This window comes from Nonomuraea polychroma (genome assembly GCF_004011505.1).
GTDB lineage: Bacteria > Actinomycetota > Actinomycetes > Streptosporangiales > Streptosporangiaceae > Nonomuraea > Nonomuraea polychroma.
On the sequence record NZ_SAUN01000001.1, the window covers coordinates 6,267,811 to 6,286,972 of the forward strand.

Consider the following 19,162-nt stretch of genomic DNA (forward strand, 5'->3'; position numbering starts at 1 on the left):
CCTCGCCAACCCCTCTAGCCCCCCGCTCGCCGAGCGGGGGGCCTCCCCGGAGAGCCGCACGTGCGTCGTTATTTCGGCAGAAAACTCCTGATCTACGGATTGACCTTCTTCGTCGCGGTCACGGTCAACTGGATGATCCCGCGCTTCATGCCGGGCGACCCCGTCGCCAGCATGGTGGCCCGGGCCAACGTGACCAGGCCCGAGGCCGTGGAGGCCATGCGGGCCTACTACAACAACCTCTTCGGCTTCGACCAGCCGCTGTGGCAGCAGTACCTGAACTTCTGGGGCGCCCTGTTCAGGGGTGATTTCGGGCTGAGCATCTGGCTGTTCCCGACGCCGGTCAGCGATGTGATCATCGGCGCGGTGCCGTACACGCTGGCCCTGATCGTCCCGTCGGTGCTGCTCAGCTGGGTGGTGGGCAATCGGTTCGGCGCGTACGCCGCCCGCCGCAAGCTCCTCGACAACACCGTGCTCCCCGTCGGGTACGTGCTGACGGCCATGCCGTACATGTGGCTGGCGGTGCTCCTGGCGTGGGCGCTCGGCGTGATCGGCGGCTTGTTCCCGGTCGCCGGCGGCTACAGCTTCTCGATGCGCCCCAACTGGTCGTGGACGTTCGTGCTCGACCTGTTGCACCACTGGACGCTGCCCTTCCTGTCGTTGTTCCTGGTGGCGCTGGGCGGCTGGGCCATCGGCATGCGCAACATGATCATCTATGAGCTGGAGTCCGACTACGCCAACTACCTGTCGGCACTCGGCGCCCCGTCCAGGCTGATCCGCAGGTACGCCTTCCGCAACGCCGTCCTGCCCCAGATCACCGGCCTGGCACTGCAACTGGGCGTGCTGGTGGCCGGGGCGCTGGTCACCGAGATCGTCTTCGCCTATCCGGGCCTGGGCAGCCTGATTCTCAACGCCATCAAGAACAAGGACTTCTTCCTCCTGCAGGGCACGTTCCTGTTCATCGTCCTCGGCGTGCTGATCGCCAACTTCATCATCGACATCGTCTACGTCGTGGTCGATCCGCGGACCAGGGCGGGAATGGCGGGTGCGCAGGCATGACGACGCTCCAGGAAGTCGCCCCGCGCGAGCGGGCCGGGGTGCGGCGCGAGGCGCTGTACTTCGCGGTGCGCAACGGCAAGCTGATGACCGGCCTCGGCATCGTGCTTGCTCTGCTCGTGCTGGGCATGATCGGCCCGCTGTTCGTGGACGCCGCACCCAACCAGTACGGCCCGAAGCCCATGAACCCGCCCTCCGGCGAGTACTGGCTCGGCACCACCACGTTCGGCCAGGACATCTTCGCTCAGTTCGTCCACGGTCTGCGCAGCACCTTCGCGGTCGGCGTGATCGGCGGCGGCATCGCCGCGGTCATCGGCATGATCGTCGGCTTCGTGGCCGGCTACCTCGGCGGCTTCGTCGACGAGGTACTCAACATGCTGACCAACATCATCCTGGTCATCCCGACGCTGGCCGTCCTGCTGATCATCAACGCCTACCTGGGCATCCGCAGTGTGGCCGTGCAGGGGTTGTTCATCGGGCTGACGCAGTGGCCGTGGGCGGCGCGGGCGATCAGGGCGCAGACGTTCTCGTTGCGTACGCGGGAGTTCGTGGACCTGGCCAGGATGAGCGGCTCGGGCACCGGGCGGATCATCGCCAGGGAGGTCGCGCCGAACATGAGCTCCTACCTGTTCATGACGTTCATCCTGCTGTTCGGCGGCTCGGTGCTCATCGCCTCCTCGCTGGACTTCATCGGCCTCGGCCCCAGCGAGGGGGTCTCGCTGGGGTTGATGCTGCAGAACGCCACCCAGTGGAGCGCCCTGCAGTTAGGGATGTGGTGGTGGTTCGTGCCGCCGGGCGCGGCCATCACGGCCATCGTGGGCGCCCTGTACGTGGCCAACGTCGGCCTCGACGAGGTCTTCAACCCGAAGCTGAGGGAGACATGAGTCTGCGGGTCAGCGAGCTGCGCGTCCACTACAGGACGCTGAAGGGCGAGGTACGCGCCCTCGACGGCATGTCCTTCGACCTCGGCGACGGCGAGATCCTCGGCCTGGTCGGGGAGTCCGGGTGCGGCAAGAGCACGCTGGGCAAGAGCCTCATCCGCATGGACGGCCGCATGCACCACGTGGACGGCCGGGTGGAGCTCGACGGCAAGGAGCTGCCGATCGGCGACGACCGCAGGATGAACGACTTCCGCTTCAAGGAGGTCTCCCTCATCCCGCAGTACGCCATGAGCGCGCTCAACCCCACCCGCAAGATCCGCAAGATGGTGACGGAGCTGCTCAAGTCGCGGGGCGCGACGCTGGACGCCGCCGAGCTGGAACGCCGGATGGATCAGGTCGGGCTGCCCCGCGAGGTGCTGGACCGCTACCCGATCGAGTTGTCGGGCGGCATGAAGCAGCGCATGGTGATGGTCATCTCCACCCTGCTCGACCCGTCCCTGCTGATCGCCGACGAGGTCACCTCCGCGCTGGACGTCTCCACCCAGAAGGCTGTCGCCCGCGCCCTGCTCGGCTTCCGCGACAGCGGCTACGTCAAGAGCATGATCTTCGTGACCCACGACATCGCGCTCACCCACCACATCGCCGACACGATCATGGTCATGTACGCGGGCAAGCTGGCCGAGAAGGCGCCCGCGGACGTGGTCGTCAAGGCGCCGCGGCACCCGTACACGAGGTTGCTCCTCGACTCCCTGCCCGAGGTCGGCGTCCGATACTCCGAGCGGCGGCTGGAGGGCATCGCCGGCAGCCCGCCGTCGCTGCTGCACCCGCCGGCCGGCTGCCGCTTCCGCGACCGCTGCCCGCTCGCCGGGGACGAGTGCGCCGAGGAGCCGCCGGTGGCCGAGGTCGCGCCCGCCCACCACGTCGCCTGCTGGAAGGCATGATGCTGAGACTCGACGACGTCACCAAGGAATTCAGGGTCGGCGCCTTCGGCGGCAAGACCGTCGCGGCCGTGCGGAGCGTCAGCTTCGACGTGGTGCCCGGCGAGGTCGTGTCCCTGATCGGGGAGAGCGGCAGCGGCAAGAGCACGATCGGCCGCATGATCCTCGGGCTGAACTCGGTGACCAGCGGCTCGATCACGTTCGACGGCCGGCCGGTGCGCGGCGCCAAGGAGTACTACCGCCACGTCCAGGGGATCTTCCAGGACCCGTTCAGCTCGTTCAACCCCGTGTTCAAGGCCGACCGGGTGTTCGCCATGATCAAGGAGTCCTACTACCCGGCGGTGCCCGAGCCGGAGTGGGCCGAGCGGGTGCGCGCGGCGCTGCGCGACGTGCGGCTCAACTCCGACCAGGTGCTCGGCAAGTACCCGCACCAGCTCAGCGGCGGCCAGCTGCAGCGCCTGCTCATCGCCCGCGCGTTGCTGCTGGACATCAAGCTGCTGGTGGCCGACGAGATCACCAGCATGCTGGACGCCTCCACCCGCATCGACGTGCTCAACCTGCTGGCCGAGCTGAAGACCAGGGGTCTCGGCGTGCTGTACATCACGCACGACCTGTCGCTCGGCAACTACCTCGCCGAGCGCACGGTGGTGCTGCGCAAGGGCGCCGTGGTGGAGATGGGGCTGACGGACAAGGTCTTCGGCGACCCGCTGCACCCGTACACGCGCGAGCTGCTGTCGGCGGTGCCGCGCCTGCACGAGGAGTGGGCCGACGCCGCGGCCGTGGACACCTGCCTCTACCACGCGCGTGGTGGGACAGGGGGGCTGCTGGAGGCCGAACCGGGGCATTTCGTGGCCTGCGCCCAGCTCGAAACCTGCTGAGGAGAACTCCTTGACCTACCGTCCGCTGCACGACAGGCTTCCCCGTGCTGCGCTGTGTGAACGAGGCCGTCAGACCCTGAACTCCTCCGTGCGGTGCCCGTACGCGGGCACCGCGGCCCGCATCTCGTCCGTGATCATCGGCGGCGGCAGCGGCGCGATCTCCCGCTCGCAGAAGGAGAGCACGTCCTCGCCCGCGGTGTAGAGCTCCCGGACGGCACGCAGGCAGGGGCCCACGACACCGGGGTCGCCGATCCGCCTCCCGCCGCGGCAGCCGCCATAGCGGTCGTAGAGCACCTCGTACATCAGGGACGGCGAGAAGATCACCAGCTCGGGCAGCGGGTCGAGGGCCGCGACCCGCGCGGCGGGCACCACGCGGCAGGGCGAGCCCGCCCGGGCGCGCACGGCCAGGACGTGCATCTCCCACTGCAGGTACGCGGTGATCGGGAACTCCGCCACCCGTACCCGGCGGACCGGGACGCGGCTGCGGAAATAGTCCTCCAGCGTCCCCGCCATACGCTCGGCCATGGCCAGCGACCCCGCCCAGTCGCCGTCCATCATGGCCCGCCAGCTCGCGACGTCAGGCTCGTAGAAGGTCTGGGCACGCTCGAGCTTCCACATGGGTTCGGTGTGCGCGGCGTGGTCGCGGTCGAACCACGATCGGTATTCCGCCGCGTCCAGGACGTGGCCGTCGGCGTGCGCGACGGCGGCGAACGGGTTGACCGGAGTGCCCTGCTCGGTCATGCGGCGTCCCTTCGCGTGCTGAAGACCCGCCCAGATCATCAGGTGAACCCTGAATAGGGTCAAGGCCCAAAAAGACGATCCGGACAGGCCCTCAGCCGCGGTGGTGGAAACGCCGGTGGACCAGGCTGAAGAGCATCGCGCCGAGCCACACCACGAACAGCACTTTGAAGACGCCGAACCCGAAGATCAGGCTCAGCAGCATGAACGCGAACAGCACGCCGACGAACGGGTGCGGGCCGCGGTGGTGGCGCCTCCACGGATGCCCGTGGTGGTGCCACTGCCGCCGCATGTCCCTGTGGGCCTGCCGCATGGCCTCGACCTGGTGCCGGTTCGCCATCATCGACTCGCGCCAGTCGTCCACCGCGCGCGCCGGGGTCGGCTGGTGACCGGGCAGGTCGGCCGTGACCTGGGTGAGGTCGCGGCCCGTCTTGGCGGCCAGCGTCCGGTCGAGCCGCTCGTCGAGCTCCTCATGGGTCAGGCGGCCCTGCGCGAAGTGCTCACGCAGGGCGGCCATCGTCTGCTCGCGCTCGGCGTCGCCGATGCGGAGGTCGTCACGATCCATAACCGCGCCCCCAAATCCGGTCACTCGTCGCCCGGTTCGCCGTCGGCCAGGATCTGGTAGAGCTTGCGCCGGGTCTCTACCAAAGTCTTACGCGCTTCGCGGATTTGTGCGTCGTTCCCGGTCTGGAGAATTTGCATCATCGCGAAGGCCGACTGGCGGGCGATGTGCCAGAGATCGGCAGTGTTGTCGTCGATGTCCGGGCGCATCTCGTCCCACGGGGCGCGGGTCTCGTCGGCGTGCGCCTCGATGTAGGCGCGGCCCTCCTCGGTGAGGCGGAAGGTCTTGCGCCCTTCGCTCTCCTCCGAGATCACCAGGCGCTCGTCGGTGAGCTGCTGCAGCGCCGGGTAGACGGCCCCCGGGCTGGGCTTCCAGCCGCCCTCGCTGCGTTCGGCGATCTCCTGGATGATCTGGTAGCCGTTGCGCGGCTCCTCGGAGAGCAGGGCCAGGATCGCGGCGCGCACGTCGCCCCGCTTGGCCTTGCGGCCTCTGCCTCCCCAGCCGCGGTGACCGCCCCACGGCCCGCCGGGACCGCCGCCCCAGGGGCCGCGACCGAAGTCGAACGGGAACGGCCCAGGGGGGCCGCCCCGCCGGCCGCGCTCCCGGTGCTCGTGGTGGTGGTGCCGGCCGCCCATCTGCTCGAAGGCGTCGGACAGGGCCTTGAACGCCTCGCGGGCGGCCCGCTTGTACTCATGGATGCCTGAGCTCGCGGACCAGGGCCCGCCTGCTGTGTGTGCGGAACTCATAGTTTTCTCCCTATATCGTGATCCGTTCTCGATGCGTCAAAGATATATCGATAGTGTGTCTTTAGCAACCGCCGCCCGGGAGTGATTCAGATCACGAAAAAGTTGCGGAATCCGGGAACAGGATTGGGGAGGGCGTCGTTGTTCAGAGCAGACGAGGTCGTTCCGCGTCGGCAGGGCTGGGGGGTGCTGTCGCCGCGGAGACGACCTCGTCTGCGTTTCCGGACGTTTCCGTCCGCGCACTCACCGCCCCACGGCATGCCTTCACCACGTAAAGGGCCTCTTTGCCGTACAGTCCCGATCATGATGGGGCACACGCACGCGATGACGGGGGCCATCGCCTGGCTGGGACTGGCGCCGGCATTCGCCGCACTGCCGCTGCTGACCGAATCCTCCCGGTTCATCGAGACAGGGATCATGGCGGGCGCGTTAAGCCCCGCCGAGCTGATCGCGGGGGCCATCGTCTGCGCGGGGGCAGCGATGCTGCCCGACCTCGACCACCCGAGCGCGACCATCGCCCAGACGTTCGGGCCGGTCACATGGGCGCTCAGCAAGGCCGTGTCATGGATCAGCGGCGGGCACCGCGGTGCCACGCACTCGCTGGTCTTCGCCGTGGCGATGGGGTTCGCGGCGCACTGGCTGGCCAACACCTATCCCATCGGCCGCGACATCATGGTCGTGCTGCTCATCGGCCTCGCGCTGCGTGCGGTGGGCGTGGGGATCCCGGGCAACAAGGTGGGCTCCGCCATGATCAATGTGGGGCTGACCGCCGGGCTCTACGCTGTATTCCTCTCGCTGTCCGTCGGGTACGCGTGGCTGGGACTGGCCGTGGGGATCGGCTGCCTCATCCACGTCGTGGGCGACTGCATGACCGAGCGGGGATGCCCGGTGTTGTGGCCGCTGGGGGCGAAGTTCATGTTGCCGTGGAAGATCGGCATCAAGACGGGCAAGAAGTTCGAACAGAAGATCCTGGCGCCGATCCTGTCGGTCGCGATCGTCGGACTGCTGTTCTGGCGCCTGGCGCCCATTTAACTTGATGTCGAGATACTCTAGAGATATCTTGACGTCGAGACACCTGCCGCAGTGCCCCGCCGCCTGCTAGTTAGGCTCACCTAACGTGCTTGCCATTCCGGGAGTGCGGCAGGATTTGCTCTGGAACCCTGTCTGATGGAGGAGGCGAATCACCGTGTCCGCGAACAGCTTCGGCAGCCGTGACACGCTACGCGTCGGCGACGCGTCATACGAGATTTTCCGGCTGGATGCCGTCGAGGGCGCCGCACGCCTCCCGTACAGCCTGAAGATCCTGCTGGAGAACCTCCTCCGCACCGAGGACGGCGCCAACATCACCGCCGATCACATCCGTGCACTCGGCTCGTGGAACCCCAAGGCGACGCCGAGCGTGGAGATCCAGTTCACCCCCGCGCGCGTCATCATGCAGGACTTCACCGGCGTGCCGTGCGTGGTCGACCTGGCCACCATGCGGGAGGCGGTCCGCGACCTCGGCGGCGACCCGGCCCGCATCAACCCGCTGGCGCCCGCCGAGATGGTCATCGACCACTCGGTCATCGTCGACTTCTTCGGCCACCCCGACGCCTTCCAGCGCAACGTGGAGCGCGAATACGAGCGCAACCGCGAGCGTTACCAGTTCCTGCGCTGGGGCCAGACGGCCTTCGACGAGTTCAAGGTCGTGCCGCCCGGCACCGGCATCGTCCACCAGGTCAACATCGAGCACCTGGCCCGCGTGGTCATGACCCGCGACGGCAAGGCCTACCCCGACACCTGCGTCGGCACCGACTCCCACACCACCATGGAAAACGGCATCGGCGTCCTGGGCTGGGGCGTCGGCGGCATCGAGGCCGAGGCTGCGATGCTCGGCCAGCCGATCTCCATGCTGATCCCGCGGGTGGTCGGCTTCAAGCTCAACGGCCAGCTGCCGGCCGGCGCCACCGCCACCGACCTGGTCCTGACGATCACCGAGATCCTGCGCAAGCACGGCGTGGTCGGCAAGTTCGTGGAGTTCTACGGCGAGGGCGTGGCGTCCGTGCCGCTGGCCGACCGGGCCACGATCGGCAACATGAGCCCCGAGTTCGGCTCCACCTGCGCCATCTTCCCGATCGACGGCCAGACCGTCGACTACCTGCGGCTGACCGGCCGCAGCGAGGAGCAGATCGCGCTCGTCGAGGCGTACGCCAAGGCCCAGGGCCTCTGGCTCGACCCCTCCGCGCCCGAGCCGGAGTTCTCCGAATACATCGAGCTCGACCTGGCCACTGTCGTCCCGTCCATCGCCGGGCCCAAGCGCCCGCAGGACCGCATCGCGCTGTCGGCCGCCAAGAGCACCTGGCGCCACGACGTGCAGAACTACGTGTCGGACGACGAGGAGGGCGAGGAGTCGTTCCCCGCCTCCGACGCGCCCGCCTCCAACGCCGCGGCCAACGGCGGCCGGCCGCACAAGCCGGTCCCGGTCACGCTGGCCGACGGCACGTCGTTCGAGATCGACCACGGCATCGTCTCGATCGCCGCGATCACCTCGTGCACCAACACCTCCAACCCCTTCGTCATGCTCGGCGCGGCGCTGCTGGCCCGCAACGCCGTGGAGAAGGGCCTGACCCGCAAGCCGTGGGTCAAGACCTCGCTGGCCCCGGGCTCGCAGGTGGTCACCGGCTACTTCGAGCGTTCCGGCCTGCAGCCGTACCTCGACAAGATCGGCTTCAACCTGGTCGGCTACGGGTGCACCACCTGCATCGGCAACTCGGGGCCGCTGCCGCCGGAGATCTCCGAGGCCATCCAGGCCAACGACCTCGCGGTCACGGCCGTGTTGTCGGGCAACCGCAACTTCGAGGGCCGCATCAACCCCGACGTCAAGATGAACTACCTGGCCTCGCCGCCGCTCGTGGTGGCGTACGCGCTGGCCGGGACGATGGACATCGACCTCGACACCGAGCCGCTCGGCGTCGGCACCGACGGCGAGCCGGTCTACCTCAAGGACATCTGGCCGTCGCCGGAGGAGATCTCCGCCGTGGTCAACTCCTCCATCGGCCGCGACATGTTCGAGCGTGACTACGCCGACGTGTTCAAGGGCGACGACCACTGGCGCTCGCTGCCGATCCCGACCGGCAACACCTTCGAGTGGGACCCGGACTCCACCTACGTCCGCAAGGCCCCCTACTTCGACGGCATGCCGGAGAAGCCCGAGGCGGTCACGGACATCAGCGGCGCCCGCGTGCTGGTCAAGGTGGGCGACTCGGTCACCACCGACCACATCTCGCCGGCCGGCTCCATCAAGGTCGGCACCCCGGCCGCGCAATACCTGCAGGCCAACGGGGTCGAGGTCAAGGACTTCAACTCCTACGGCTCGCGGCGCGGCAACCACGAGGTGATGATCAGGGGCACGTTCGCCAACATCCGCCTGCGCAACCAGATCGCCCCGGGCACCGAGGGCGGTTACACCCGCGACTTCACCCAGCCCGACGGGCCGGTGTCGTTCATCTACGACGCCTCGGTCAACTACGCGGCCGCGGGCACGCCGCTCGTGGTGCTGGCGGGCAAGGAATACGGCTCGGGCTCCTCGCGCGACTGGGCCGCCAAGGGCACGGCGCTGCTGGGCGTGCGGGCGGTCATCGCGGAGTCGTACGAGCGGATCCACCGCTCCAACCTCATCGGCATGGGCGTGCTGCCGCTGCAGTTCCCGGAAGGCGCCTCGGCCGAGACGCTGGGGCTGACGGGCGAGGAGACGTTCGACATCTCGGGTGTCGAGGAGCTCAACAAGGGCGGCATCCCGCAGACGGTGCACGTCAAGGCCGGCGATGTCGAGTTCGACGCGGTGGTCCGCATCGACACGCCCGGTGAGGCCGACTACTACCGGCACGGCGGCATCATGCAGTACGTGCTGCGTTCGCTGCTCGCCAAATAGATCTTCCCGCGCGCCCGTCCGGTCATGAGCCGGGCGGGGGCGGGGAACCCTTGGCTGTCTTCGTTGAGCCGGGGGTGTGGCGCGATCTTCACGCGCCCGCATCGGGGGAACCACCCGACACTTGAGAGCCGCCCGGCGGGACACCCCCGCCGGGCGGCTTTTCGCATGTCCGGGCATGCCGATCGGAGGCGGGTGGCGAACGTCACAGCACCACAGCGGGTTTCGGTCCGGTCACCAGGACCAGCCGATAGGCCTGCGCAGACGCTTCAACGATCACTTTGGTTTACCTCCACATCACCCGAATATTGCGGATTCGATGACAAATTGGTTGCGGTCCCGACAGAATGCGGAGCCATCCAGCGTCTACCGCAACTGGAGGAAACCCCCTATGCGTAGACCCCTTGGGGTACTCGCCGGCCTCGCGAGTCTGGCGGCGCTCTGCACGCCGCTCACGGCGGCCGAGGCCGCGACGGCGTCGGAGGCCGCCAGGTGCCGCGTGAGCGTGGCCAAGCCCCGGCTCAACACCGCATTGAAGATCGAATCCTTCGCCGCCCGCCGCGGCTGTTTCTCACCCGCCCTGCTGCGCATCCGCATCATGCGCGCCGTCCCCGGCCGCGACCCCGTGGTCAAGAGCGGGGCCACCAGGAACGGCCGCGTCAAGGTCGCGGTGGACTGCGCGCCCGGCGTCTACTACGCGACCGCCACCGACCTTCGCGGCCGCACCATCGCCAAGTCCAGGGCGGCCAGGCTGTCCTGCTCCCCGGACAGCGGCACACCCACCCCCACGCCGTCGGGCTCCCCCACCCCGGCCCCGTCGACCGGGACGGTGGGCACGGCCGAGGAGAACGAGGTCGTCCGGCTGACCAACGCCGAGCGGGCCAAGGGCGGCTGCGGGCCGCTCAAGCACGACCCGCAGCTGCGGGCGGCCGCCTTCGGCCACTCCCAGGACATGGCGAAGACCGGCCACTTCGACCACACCTCCAAGGACGGCCGCAGCTTCACCGACCGCATCAAGGCGGCCGGTTTCACCGGAGGATCGGCCTGGGCGGAGAACATCGCCTTCGGCCAGCCCTCGCCCGCCGCCGTGGTCCAGGCCTGGATGAACAGCTCCGGGCACCGCGCCAACATCATGAACTGCCGGTTCAACCTGATCGGCGTCGGCGCGGCCAAGAGCTCCCAGGGCCCGATCTACTGGACTCAGGACTTCGCGGCCCGATGAAGCGCTAAGCGAGTGAGGCGCGCAGGCGTCCCATCTCGCCGGCGATGGTGGCCAGGGTCCAGTGGGCGTTGAGCCCGCTCGGATTGGGCAGCACCCAGATCCTGGCCCCGCCCACCGTCTCTCCCTGCGGCCCGATCCGCGCCTTGGGCCGCAGGAAGGCGGTGCGGTACGCGGAGACGCCGAGCACGGCCAGCACCTTCGGGCCGGCCTCGGTGACCTTCGACGCCAGCGCGGCACCGCCTTCGACCAGCTCTTCCCTGGTCAGCTCCGACGCCTTGGCGCTCGCGCGAGGCACGATGTTCGTGATGCCCAGCCCGTACGAGGGCAGCAGGTGCTGCTCTGCGGGTGCGAGCAGGCGCGGCGTGAACCCGGAAAGATGCAGCGCCGGCCAGAACCGGTTGCCGGGCCGGGCGAAGTGGTGCCCGGTGGCCTCGGACATGAGGCCGGGGTTGATGCCGCAGAAGAGCACGTCGAGCGACGGGCCGAGGACGTCGTCGATCACGCCCTGAAGGTTAACCCATCTCCTCGAGTTTGCGGCCTTTGGTCTCCCTGACCCATTTCGCCACGAAGAGGAACGACAGCAGCGCGAAGAACGCGTACCCGGCGTACGTGAGCGGCAGGTTCCACGCCGACAGGGCCGGGAACGACACCGTGATCGCCCAGTTGGCGATCCACTGGGCCGCGGCGGCGAGGCCCAGGGCGGCGGCGCGGATGCGGTTCGGGAACATCTCGCCCAGCAGCACCCACACCACCACGCCCCACGACAACGCGAAGAACAACACGAACACGTTGGCGGCGATCAGCGCGATCGGCCCCTGCGGGTCTGGCAACGAGACCGCGCCAGCGGCGACCCTGGCCGCGCTGAACGCCCATGCCGCGGTGGCCAGCGAGACCGCCATCCCGGCCGAGCCGATCATGAGCAGCGGCCTGCGGCCGATCTTGTCCACGAGCGAGATCGCGATGAAGGTGCCGATGATGTTGATGATCGAGCTGGAGAAGCTGATCAGCAGGGAGTCGGCCTGGTTGATGCCGACCGACTGCCACAACACGGTCGAGTAATAGAAGATCACGTTGATGCCGACGAACTGCTGGAAGATCGACAGAGCGATGCCGATCCAGACGATCGGCAGCAGCCCGAGCGCCGGCCCGCGCAGGTCCTTCATGCCCGGCACGCGCTGGGTCCGGAGCACGTGCTGGATCTCCGAGATGCGCGCGTCGATGTCCACGCCGTCGCCCTCGACCTCGGCCAGCACCTCCCGCGCCCGCCTGGTCCGCCCCCTCATGACCAGGTAGCGGGGCGACTCGGGGATGATCATGGCGAACAGCAGGTATATCACGGCGGGCACCGCGCAGGCGCCCAGCATCCACTGCCACGCCTCCAGCGGACCCAGATGGTTGTTGACGTCGCCGCCGGCCAGCCAGGCGATCAAGTAGTTGACCAGCTGTGAGACCGCGATGCCGAGGACGATGGCCAGCTGCTGGAGCGAGCCCAGCCGGCCCCGGTAGGCCGCCGGCGCCACCTCGGCGATGTACGCGGGCGCCAGGACCGAGGCCATGCCGATCGCGAAGCCCGCCATCACCCGCCACACCGCGAGATCCCAGACCGCGAACGGCAACATCTGCCCGAACGAGCTGGCCGCGAACAGCAGCGCCGCCACCTGCATGGACCTGGTGCGCCCGAGCCGGTCGGCGAGCCGGCCACCCGTCCACGCGCCCGCGGCGGACCCGAGCAGCGCGATGGCCACCACGAACCCGATCTCGACCGGCCCGACGCCGAAGTGCTTGCGGATCCCGACGACCGCGCCGTTGATGACGGCGCTGTCGTACCCGAACAGGAACCCGCCGATGGCCGCGGCAGCCGTGATGAAGAGCACGTGGCCCAGGTGCTCGTGGTGCGTGCGCTGCGTCGCCAATGCCGGTCCCTTCCCCTGGAAGTCGGGACATACCCGCACGTCACCGACGTACCGCCCGGCTTACCCAAGCTTTACAGGCGCGGGTCCACCGGCTCCGACTCCAGGGCCAGCACGGCGAAGACCGGCTCGTGCACCCGCCACGCCGGCTCACCGTCCGCCAGCCGCGACAGCGCCTCCAGGCCCAGCGCGTACTCGCGCAGCGCCAGCGAGCGTTTCTTGCCGAGGAACCGCCTGCGCAGCACGTCGAGCGACTCGGTGTAGTCAGGGCCGTAGATGATCCGCAGGTATTCGCGGCCGCGGACCTTGACCCCGGGCTGCACCCGGCCGGGCGCGTACGCGGCCGGCTTGACCACCATGCCCTCGCCCCCGGCCGCCGTCATCGACTCCCACCAGGCGGTCGCCTCGGCCCTGGACTGCGGCGAGCCCAGGTCGACGACCACGTGGCGGGTCGCGGCGATCAGCGGCGAGTCGAGCAGCGCCAGCGTGTTCAGGTGCCAGGCGTGCGGCTCCAGCGCCGTGGCCCGGCCCTCGCAGGCGAGAATCTGGAACGGCGCCAGCTTGATGCCCTCCAGCCCGTCGACCGGCCAGCAGTAACGCGCATAGGCGTCGCGGAACAGGGCAGCGTTGCGGGAACGGCGGCGGGTGCGGTGCAGCAGATCGCCCACATCCAGCCCGCGCTCGGCCGCCGCCTCCAAGGCCTGTACCGCCTCGGGCAGCGCGGCTCGGGCGGCCGCGCCGACGGAGGCGTACTGGCTCCTGATGAGGTCGCCGGCCTTGGCGGACCAGGGCAGCAGCTCGCAGTCGAGCGCCACCCAGTCGGAGCCGAGCTCGGCCCACAGCGGCTCGCAGGCCGCACGCAGCCCTTCGACGAGCGGACCCGTGTCGGCGAAGAACGGCCGCCCGGTCCGCGTGTAGACGGCGCCGGTGCCGCCGTCGGTCACCCCGAACCGGGCCGCGGCCGCCTCCGGGGTCCTGGCCAGCACGGCGACGGCCCGCGAGCCCATGTGCTTCTCCTCGCACACGACCTCGCGCACCCCGGCGGCGGCGAACTCCTCGAACGCCTCGTGCGGGTGCTCCAGGTAGCCGTCGAGCCGGGAGGTCTCCGGCGGCGCCATGGTGGGCGGCAGGTAGACCAGCCAGCGCGGGTCCACCGCGAAGCGGCTCATGACCTCCAGGGCCGCGGCCGCGTTCTCCTCCAGGACCTTGACCCGGGTGCCGAACCTGGTCTCCACGTGCCGGGTGCCGATCACGTCGTTGACGTCCAGCATGCCGGGGTCGCGGACGCCGGCGCCGAGCGGCTTCGTCGGCGCGTACCAGACCTTCTCCGCTCGGACCTGGACGATCTGGCGCTCGGGGTAACGCAGCGCGGTCAGGTGGCCGCCGAAGACGCAGCCGGTGTCGAGGCAGATCGTGTTGTTGATCCACTCCGGACGGAGCGTGGGCGTGTGGCCGTAGACGACCATGGCGCGGCCGCGGTATTCCTCGGCCCACGGCAGGCGGACCGGCAGGCCGTATTCGTCGGTCTCGCCGGTGGTGTCGCCGTACAGGGCGAACGAGCGCACCCGCTTGGAGGCGCGCCCGTGGTAGGCCTCCTTGAGCCCGGCGTGCGCGACCACCAGCCGGCCGCCGTCGAGACGGTAGTGGCTGAGCAGGCCGTCCATGAACCGCTTGGCCCGCTCGACGAACTCGGGCGGCTGGGCGGCGAGCTGGTCGAGCGACTCCTGCAGGCCGTGGGTGGTCTTGACGTTGCGGCCGTTCAGCGCGCGCACCAGCTTCTGCTCGTGGTTGCCCGCCACGCAGATCGCGGTGCCCGCCTCGACCATGTCCATCACCAGCCGCAGCACGCCCGGTGTGTCGGGGCCGCGGTCCACCAGGTCGCCGACGAACACCGCGGTCCGGCCTTCCGGGTGCCTGGCGCCCTCCCAGCCGAGGTCGCGCAGCAGGGTCTCCAGCTCCGCGCGGCAGCCGTGCACGTCGCCGATGATGTCGAACGGGCCGGTCAGCTCGGTCAGGTCCGACCACGCCTTCTCGTACGTGATCACCGCGTTGTCGACCTCGTCGAGGCCGCGCAGCACGTGGACCTTCCTGAAGCCGTCGCCGGAGATCTTGCCGAGCGAGCGGCGCAGGTCCTTGCGCTGGCGGATCACCACACCGGGGCCGAAGTCGCGGTCGGGGCGGACGGCGTTGCGCTCGATCGCCACCTCCTCCGGCACGTCGAGCACGATCGCGTCGGCCAGCACGTCGTGCTTCCTGGCCAGGTCGATGAGGCTCCTGCGGGCGGCGTACTGGACGTTGGTGGCGTCGACCACGGTGAGCAGGCCCCTGGACAGGCGCACGCCGACGATGTGGTGCAGCAGCTCGAACGCGGCCGGGGTGGCCGCCTGGTCGTTCTCGTCGTCGGCGACCAGGCCGCGGCAGAAGTCGGAGGAGATGACCTGCGTGGGCTTGAAGTGTTTGCGCGCGAACGTGGACTTGCCGCTGCCGGAGACGCCGACCAGCACCACGAGGGACAGCTCAGGAACGCTGATCACGGATGAACACTCCCATCTGGGTGGGCGGGCCGACCTCGGGATCGTCGTCGCCGACCGGCTCGAAGGCGACGTGGTAGCCGTGCTCGGCGGCCACCCGGGTCGCCCAGGCGGCGAACTCGGCGCGGGTCCACTCGAAGCGGTGGTCGGGGTGGCGCAGGCCGGTCAGGAACTCGTAGCGGACGTTGTGCTCGATGTTGGGGGTGGTGACGAGCACGTGCGCGGGCTTGGCGTGGCCGAACACGACGCGTTCGAGCGCGGTCAGGCGGGGCGGGTCGACGTGCTCGATCACCTCCATGAGCACGGCGGCGTCATAGCCCTGGAGCCGCTTGTCGGTGTACGTGAGCGCGCCCTGGAACAGGGTGAGGCGGGCGCGCTTGGCGTCGGGCATGCGGTCGAGGCGCAGCTTGCGCGCGGCGATGGTGAGCGCCATCGACGAGACGTCCATGCCGGCGACCCTGGCGAACCTGGGCCTGGCCAGCAGCGCGCCGACCAGCTCGCCCTGGCCGCAGCCCAGGTCGATCACGCTGACCGCGCCGAGCTCTTCGAGCTTGGCCAGCACGGCTTCGCGTCGCCGGACGCTGAGCGACTTGCCCTTGGGCTCGCTCCCCTCGGTCCCCGCCACCTCGGCCGCGGTATCAGGCGCCCGCACGCCCTCCGCGCGCGCATCCCCACTGACCTCCGTCCCCTGTGACGTGCTGCCATGCACGCCGTCGGCGTGGGCTTCGGACAAGGCGGTGGCCAGCTCGTCGGCGGCGGTCTCCTCGGCAGGCGCCTCCTCCGCGACCGCGGGCTCCAGCTCCTCCTCCGTCTCGTCACCGAGCTCGGCCAGCCTGGCCAGCGCCGTGCGGGCGAGGGACCAGCGCCGGCCCAGGTAGCGCCGGGCGATCAGCCCGCGTTCCGGGTGCCCGCCCAGCCAGCCCTCGCCGGCCCTGATCAGCTTGTCGACCTCGTCGGGCGCGATCCAGTAGTGCTTGCCGTCGTCGAGCACGGGCAGCAGCACGTAGAGGTGGTTGAGCGCGTCGGCCAGCCGGGTCGCGCCGCGCAGCGTGAGCCCCACATAGCGCGACTCGCCCCACTCCGGGAAACCCTCGTCGAGCGGCAGCGCCTGCGCCTCGACCTCCCACCCGAGCGGCTCGAACAACCGCCGCGCCAGGTCGGGCCCACCCCGGCAGGGCAGCGCGGGCAGCCGCAGCTCCAGGGGCAGCACCTGGCCGGGCAGCTCCGGCCGGGCCTTGCACCGCCCGGCCCGTGCGGTGCGGAACACGTCCCCCAGCGCCACGGCCAGCAGAGAGGACGCCGCGTAGGGGCGATCGTTGACGTACTGCGACAGGCTGAAGTCGGGCGAGCCCTTGCCACGCGACCTGACCAGCGCGATCGGGTCGACCTCCAGCATGAGCGCCGCCGTGCAGCGCTCATCGCCCGCCTCGGGGTAGAACACCGTGGCCGTGCCGAACGACTGGCTGAACCCCTGCACGCGTCCGGGATGCTTGTGCAGAAGAAAGCCGAGGTCGGTGGCGGGACTCGCGGTGGTCGTGATCGTCAGCAGCACGCCCCAAGTCTGCCGTAACGCCGCGAAGCCCCGCCAATGATTACTTACAGGTGCTTACACGTGCGGCAGCACCTCGGCCGCGATGAGCTCCAGGTGGTCGAGGTCGCCCAGGTCCAGGATCTGCAGGTAGACCCGCTCGGCGCCCAGCTCGGCGAACTTGCCGATCTTCTCCACGACCTCCGCCGGGGTGCCGGCCAGGCCGCCCACGCTCAAGGTGTCGGGATTCTCGCCGATGGCGGCCGCGCGCCGCTCGACCTCCGCCCGGTCGGCGCCCACGACGGTGGTCTGGGCCACCGACAGCTTGATGGTGCGGCCGGCCGTCTCGCACGCCGCGCGTACCCGGTCGAACGCCTCGGCGGTGTCGTCAAGGGTACGGAACGGCACGTTGTACTCGTCGGCGTACGTGGCCGCCAGCCGCGGCGTGCGCTTGGCGCCGAACCCGCCGATGATCACCGGCGGCCGGGGCCGCTGCACCGGCTTCGGCAGCGCGGGCGAGTCCACGAGCCGGTAGTAGCTGCCCTCGAACGAGTAACTCTTCTCCGCGGTCCACAATCCGGTGATGATCTCCAATTGCTCCTCGAACCGCCCGAACCGCTCTCCGGTCGGCGGGAACGGGATGCCGTACGCGGAGTGCTCCCCGTCGTACCAGCCGGTGCCGAAGCCCAGCTCGGCCCGGCCGCCGCTCATCTGGTCCACCTGCGCGACGCTGATCGCCAGCGGCCCCGGCAACCGGAACGTGGCCGGCGTCACGAGCGTGCCCAACCGGATCCGCGAGGTCTCCCTGGCCAGGCCGGCGAGCGTGATCCAGGCGTCGGTCGAGCCCGGACCCGGGTCGCCGGGGCCGATGCGCTGGTAGTGGTCGGACCGGAAGAACGCGTCGAACCCAAGGCGCTCGGCGGCCTGGGCGACGGCGAGCAGGTCGTCATATGTGGCGCCCTGCTGGGGCTCGGTGAAGATCCGCAACTTCATGACCACATTATCCGCACACATCGGACGCGAACCGGAAAAGACCCGCGCCGTGGTGGGAACGCTTGCTAACGTGCACGCCAAGCACGCTAAGTAGTCATTCGATCACATGGGGTATCCTATGCCGCGGCATAAGAGGGAACCTGGCACACTCCCCCGCCCTCTTGCGGTCCTCGGCGGGCTCGCGCTCGTCGCCGCCACGGGCGTCGCGATTCGATTCCTCCCCGCGGGTGCCGCCTCCCCGCCACCTCCCGTGAGGCAGCCGCCGGTCGCGCAGCCCTCCCCCAGCGTCTCGTCCGCGGCGGTCCCGGAGCGGAAGGTCCCGTTCGTGGGCTTCGTCGACACGGCTCGCGAGCCGGACTTCGACCTGTCCGCCGAGTCCCGCCGCACCGGCGTGCGCCACTACCTGCTGGGCCACCTCGTCGCGGGCGGCGACGACGGCTGCGCCCCGAAATGGGCAGGCCCGCGGGCAACGCTCCACCCGGACGCCGACGGCGGCGATCCGCCCGCCCCCGACGCCGACCGCGGTGATCCGCCCGCCCCCGACGCCGACCGCGGTGATCCGCCCGCCCCCGACGCCGACCGCGGTGATCCGCTCGATCCCGGCGACAACCCGGTGGCGAACAGGATCGGCCGGCTGAGGGCGCTGGGCGGTGACGCCGCTCCCACGTTCGGCGGGCCTGGCGTCGAGGAACTGGCGGTGACCTGCACCAGGCCGGGCGGGCTCGCCGCCGCCTACCGCAGGGTGGTCGGCGCGTTCGACGCCAAGGCCGTCGACTTCGAGGTCCGCGACAGCGAGGACGGCGCCGCGGTGCTGCGCAGGGCCCGGGCCATCCGCGCCATGCAGCGCGAGCGACCGCTGCGGGTCAGCTTCACGCTCCCGCTGAGACCGTACGGGCTGAACGCCGCCGACGTGGCGATGCTGCGTACCACCCACAAGGCCGGCGCGGAGATCGGCACCGTGAACGTGCTGGCCGACATGGAGTCCCACACGGCTCCCAGCGGCCGCCTGCGCCGGCTGGCGGCGGCCGTCCAGCTGGCCAAGGACCAGATCGCCCAGGCCCAGGACCTGCCGGACCGCGGGCAGGCGTGGCGGCGCATCGCCCTGACCCCGGTGCTGGCGGGCAAGGGCGATCTGAGCGAGCTCGACGCCCGCACGCTCGCGGGCTACGCCGCCCGTCACGGGCTGGCCTGGCTGTCGCTACGCGGCGTGCCGCCGTCACCTGATGTGGCGCGGATTCTGCGAGGCCCCTGACTATAGGATTCTGGGCACCAGGAGGC

16 protein-coding genes are annotated in these 19,162 nt (G+C 69.9%); 8 read left to right on the forward strand and 8 right to left on the reverse strand.

Going from position 1 to position 19,162, the window contains the following annotated elements:
- The first annotated feature begins 60 nt into the window (after positions 1 to 60).
- The 4 genes from EDD27_RS28585 to EDD27_RS28600 are packed head-to-tail and all read left to right on the forward strand — an operon-like array spanning position 61 to position 3,750.
- Positions 61 to 1,056 (forward strand): ABC transporter permease, encoded by a 996-nt coding sequence (locus EDD27_RS28585; RefSeq protein WP_127935134.1) that lies wholly within the window; start codon positions 61 to 63, stop codon positions 1,054 to 1,056.
- Positions 1,053 to 1,937, forward strand: coding sequence for an ABC transporter permease (locus EDD27_RS28590; RefSeq protein WP_127935135.1), 885 nt, complete (start codon positions 1,053 to 1,055; stop codon positions 1,935 to 1,937). The genes EDD27_RS28585 and EDD27_RS28590 overlap by 4 nt, the downstream gene beginning before the upstream one ends.
- Positions 1,934 to 2,875 (forward strand): ABC transporter ATP-binding protein, encoded by a 942-nt coding sequence (locus EDD27_RS28595; protein WP_127935136.1) that lies wholly within the window; start codon positions 1,934 to 1,936, stop codon positions 2,873 to 2,875. The genes EDD27_RS28590 and EDD27_RS28595 overlap by 4 nt, the downstream gene beginning before the upstream one ends.
- Positions 2,875 to 3,750, forward strand: a complete 876-nt coding sequence (locus tag EDD27_RS28600) for an ATP-binding cassette domain-containing protein (protein ID WP_127941016.1) — start codon at positions 2,875 to 2,877, stop codon at positions 3,748 to 3,750. Before EDD27_RS28595 ends, EDD27_RS28600 begins: the two co-directional genes overlap by 1 nt.
- A gap of 69 nt (positions 3,751 to 3,819) precedes the next feature.
- On the opposite strand, the gene EDD27_RS28605 is transcribed toward EDD27_RS28600, so the two are convergent.
- The 3 genes from EDD27_RS28605 to EDD27_RS28615 form a co-directional block, all read right to left on the reverse strand.
- Positions 3,820 to 4,491 (reverse strand): DUF6879 family protein, encoded by a 672-nt coding sequence (locus tag EDD27_RS28605; RefSeq protein WP_127935137.1) that lies wholly within the window; start codon positions 4,489 to 4,491, stop codon positions 3,820 to 3,822.
- Between the two features lie 91 nt (positions 4,492 to 4,582).
- Entirely contained in the window at positions 4,583 to 5,053 is a 471-nt protein-coding gene (locus tag EDD27_RS28610) for a DUF1707 SHOCT-like domain-containing protein (protein WP_127935138.1), read from the reverse strand.
- A gap of 20 nt (positions 5,054 to 5,073) precedes the next feature.
- Positions 5,074 to 5,796: a PadR family transcriptional regulator gene (locus EDD27_RS28615; protein WP_127935139.1), complete on the reverse strand. Its 723-nt coding sequence runs from the start codon at positions 5,794 to 5,796 to the stop codon at positions 5,074 to 5,076.
- 300 nt (positions 5,797 to 6,096) lie between these two features.
- Here EDD27_RS28615 and EDD27_RS28620 point away from each other — a divergent pair, with 300 nt between their 5' ends.
- From EDD27_RS28620 to EDD27_RS28630, 3 genes are all read left to right on the forward strand, one after another.
- Entirely contained in the window at positions 6,097 to 6,825 is a 729-nt protein-coding gene (locus EDD27_RS28620; RefSeq protein ID WP_127935140.1) for a metal-dependent hydrolase, read from the forward strand.
- 154 nt (positions 6,826 to 6,979) lie between these two features.
- Positions 6,980 to 9,703 carry an aconitate hydratase AcnA gene (gene acnA / locus EDD27_RS28625; protein ID WP_127935141.1) on the forward strand — a complete coding sequence of 908 codons (2,724 nt, stop codon included), beginning with the start codon at positions 6,980 to 6,982 and terminating at the stop codon, positions 9,701 to 9,703.
- Between the two features lie 388 nt (positions 9,704 to 10,091).
- On the forward strand, positions 10,092 to 10,922 hold the full coding sequence (locus tag EDD27_RS28630) for a CAP domain-containing protein (RefSeq protein WP_127935142.1): 831 nt from the start codon (positions 10,092 to 10,094) through the stop codon (positions 10,920 to 10,922).
- 4 nt (positions 10,923 to 10,926) lie between these two features.
- Here EDD27_RS28630 and mug read toward each other — a convergent pair whose 3' ends face one another.
- The 5 genes from mug to EDD27_RS28655 all read right to left on the reverse strand — a co-directional run bounded on the left by mug (position 10,927) and on the right by EDD27_RS28655 (position 17,884).
- Complete coding sequence (mug, locus tag EDD27_RS28635) at positions 10,927 to 11,424, reverse strand: G/U mismatch-specific DNA glycosylase (RefSeq protein ID WP_206641696.1); 498 nt, start codon at positions 11,422 to 11,424, stop codon at positions 10,927 to 10,929.
- A gap of 10 nt (positions 11,425 to 11,434) precedes the next feature.
- Complete coding sequence (locus tag EDD27_RS28640) at positions 11,435 to 12,835, reverse strand: sugar porter family MFS transporter (RefSeq protein WP_127935143.1); 1,401 nt, start codon at positions 12,833 to 12,835, stop codon at positions 11,435 to 11,437.
- Between the two features lie 71 nt (positions 12,836 to 12,906).
- The gene (locus tag EDD27_RS28645; protein ID WP_127935144.1) at positions 12,907 to 15,366 is read right to left on the reverse strand and encodes a polynucleotide kinase-phosphatase; all 2,460 of its coding nucleotides are present in this window, start codon (positions 15,364 to 15,366) and stop codon (positions 12,907 to 12,909) included.
- The gene (locus tag EDD27_RS28650; RefSeq protein ID WP_127935145.1) at positions 15,350 to 16,915 is read right to left on the reverse strand and encodes a 3' terminal RNA ribose 2'-O-methyltransferase Hen1; all 1,566 of its coding nucleotides are present in this window, start codon (positions 16,913 to 16,915) and stop codon (positions 15,350 to 15,352) included. The genes EDD27_RS28645 and EDD27_RS28650 overlap by 17 nt, the downstream gene beginning before the upstream one ends.
- Positions 16,916 to 16,969: 54 nt before the next feature.
- Complete coding sequence (locus EDD27_RS28655) at positions 16,970 to 17,884, reverse strand: LLM class F420-dependent oxidoreductase (protein ID WP_127935146.1); 915 nt, start codon at positions 17,882 to 17,884, stop codon at positions 16,970 to 16,972.
- A 325-nt stretch (positions 17,885 to 18,209) separates the two neighbouring features.
- Here EDD27_RS28655 and EDD27_RS28660 point away from each other — a divergent pair, with 325 nt between their 5' ends.
- Positions 18,210 to 19,136 carry a glycoside hydrolase family 18 protein gene (locus EDD27_RS28660; RefSeq protein WP_127935147.1) on the forward strand — a complete coding sequence of 309 codons (927 nt, stop codon included), beginning with the start codon at positions 18,210 to 18,212 and terminating at the stop codon, positions 19,134 to 19,136.
- Positions 19,137 to 19,162: the final 26 nt, after the last annotated feature.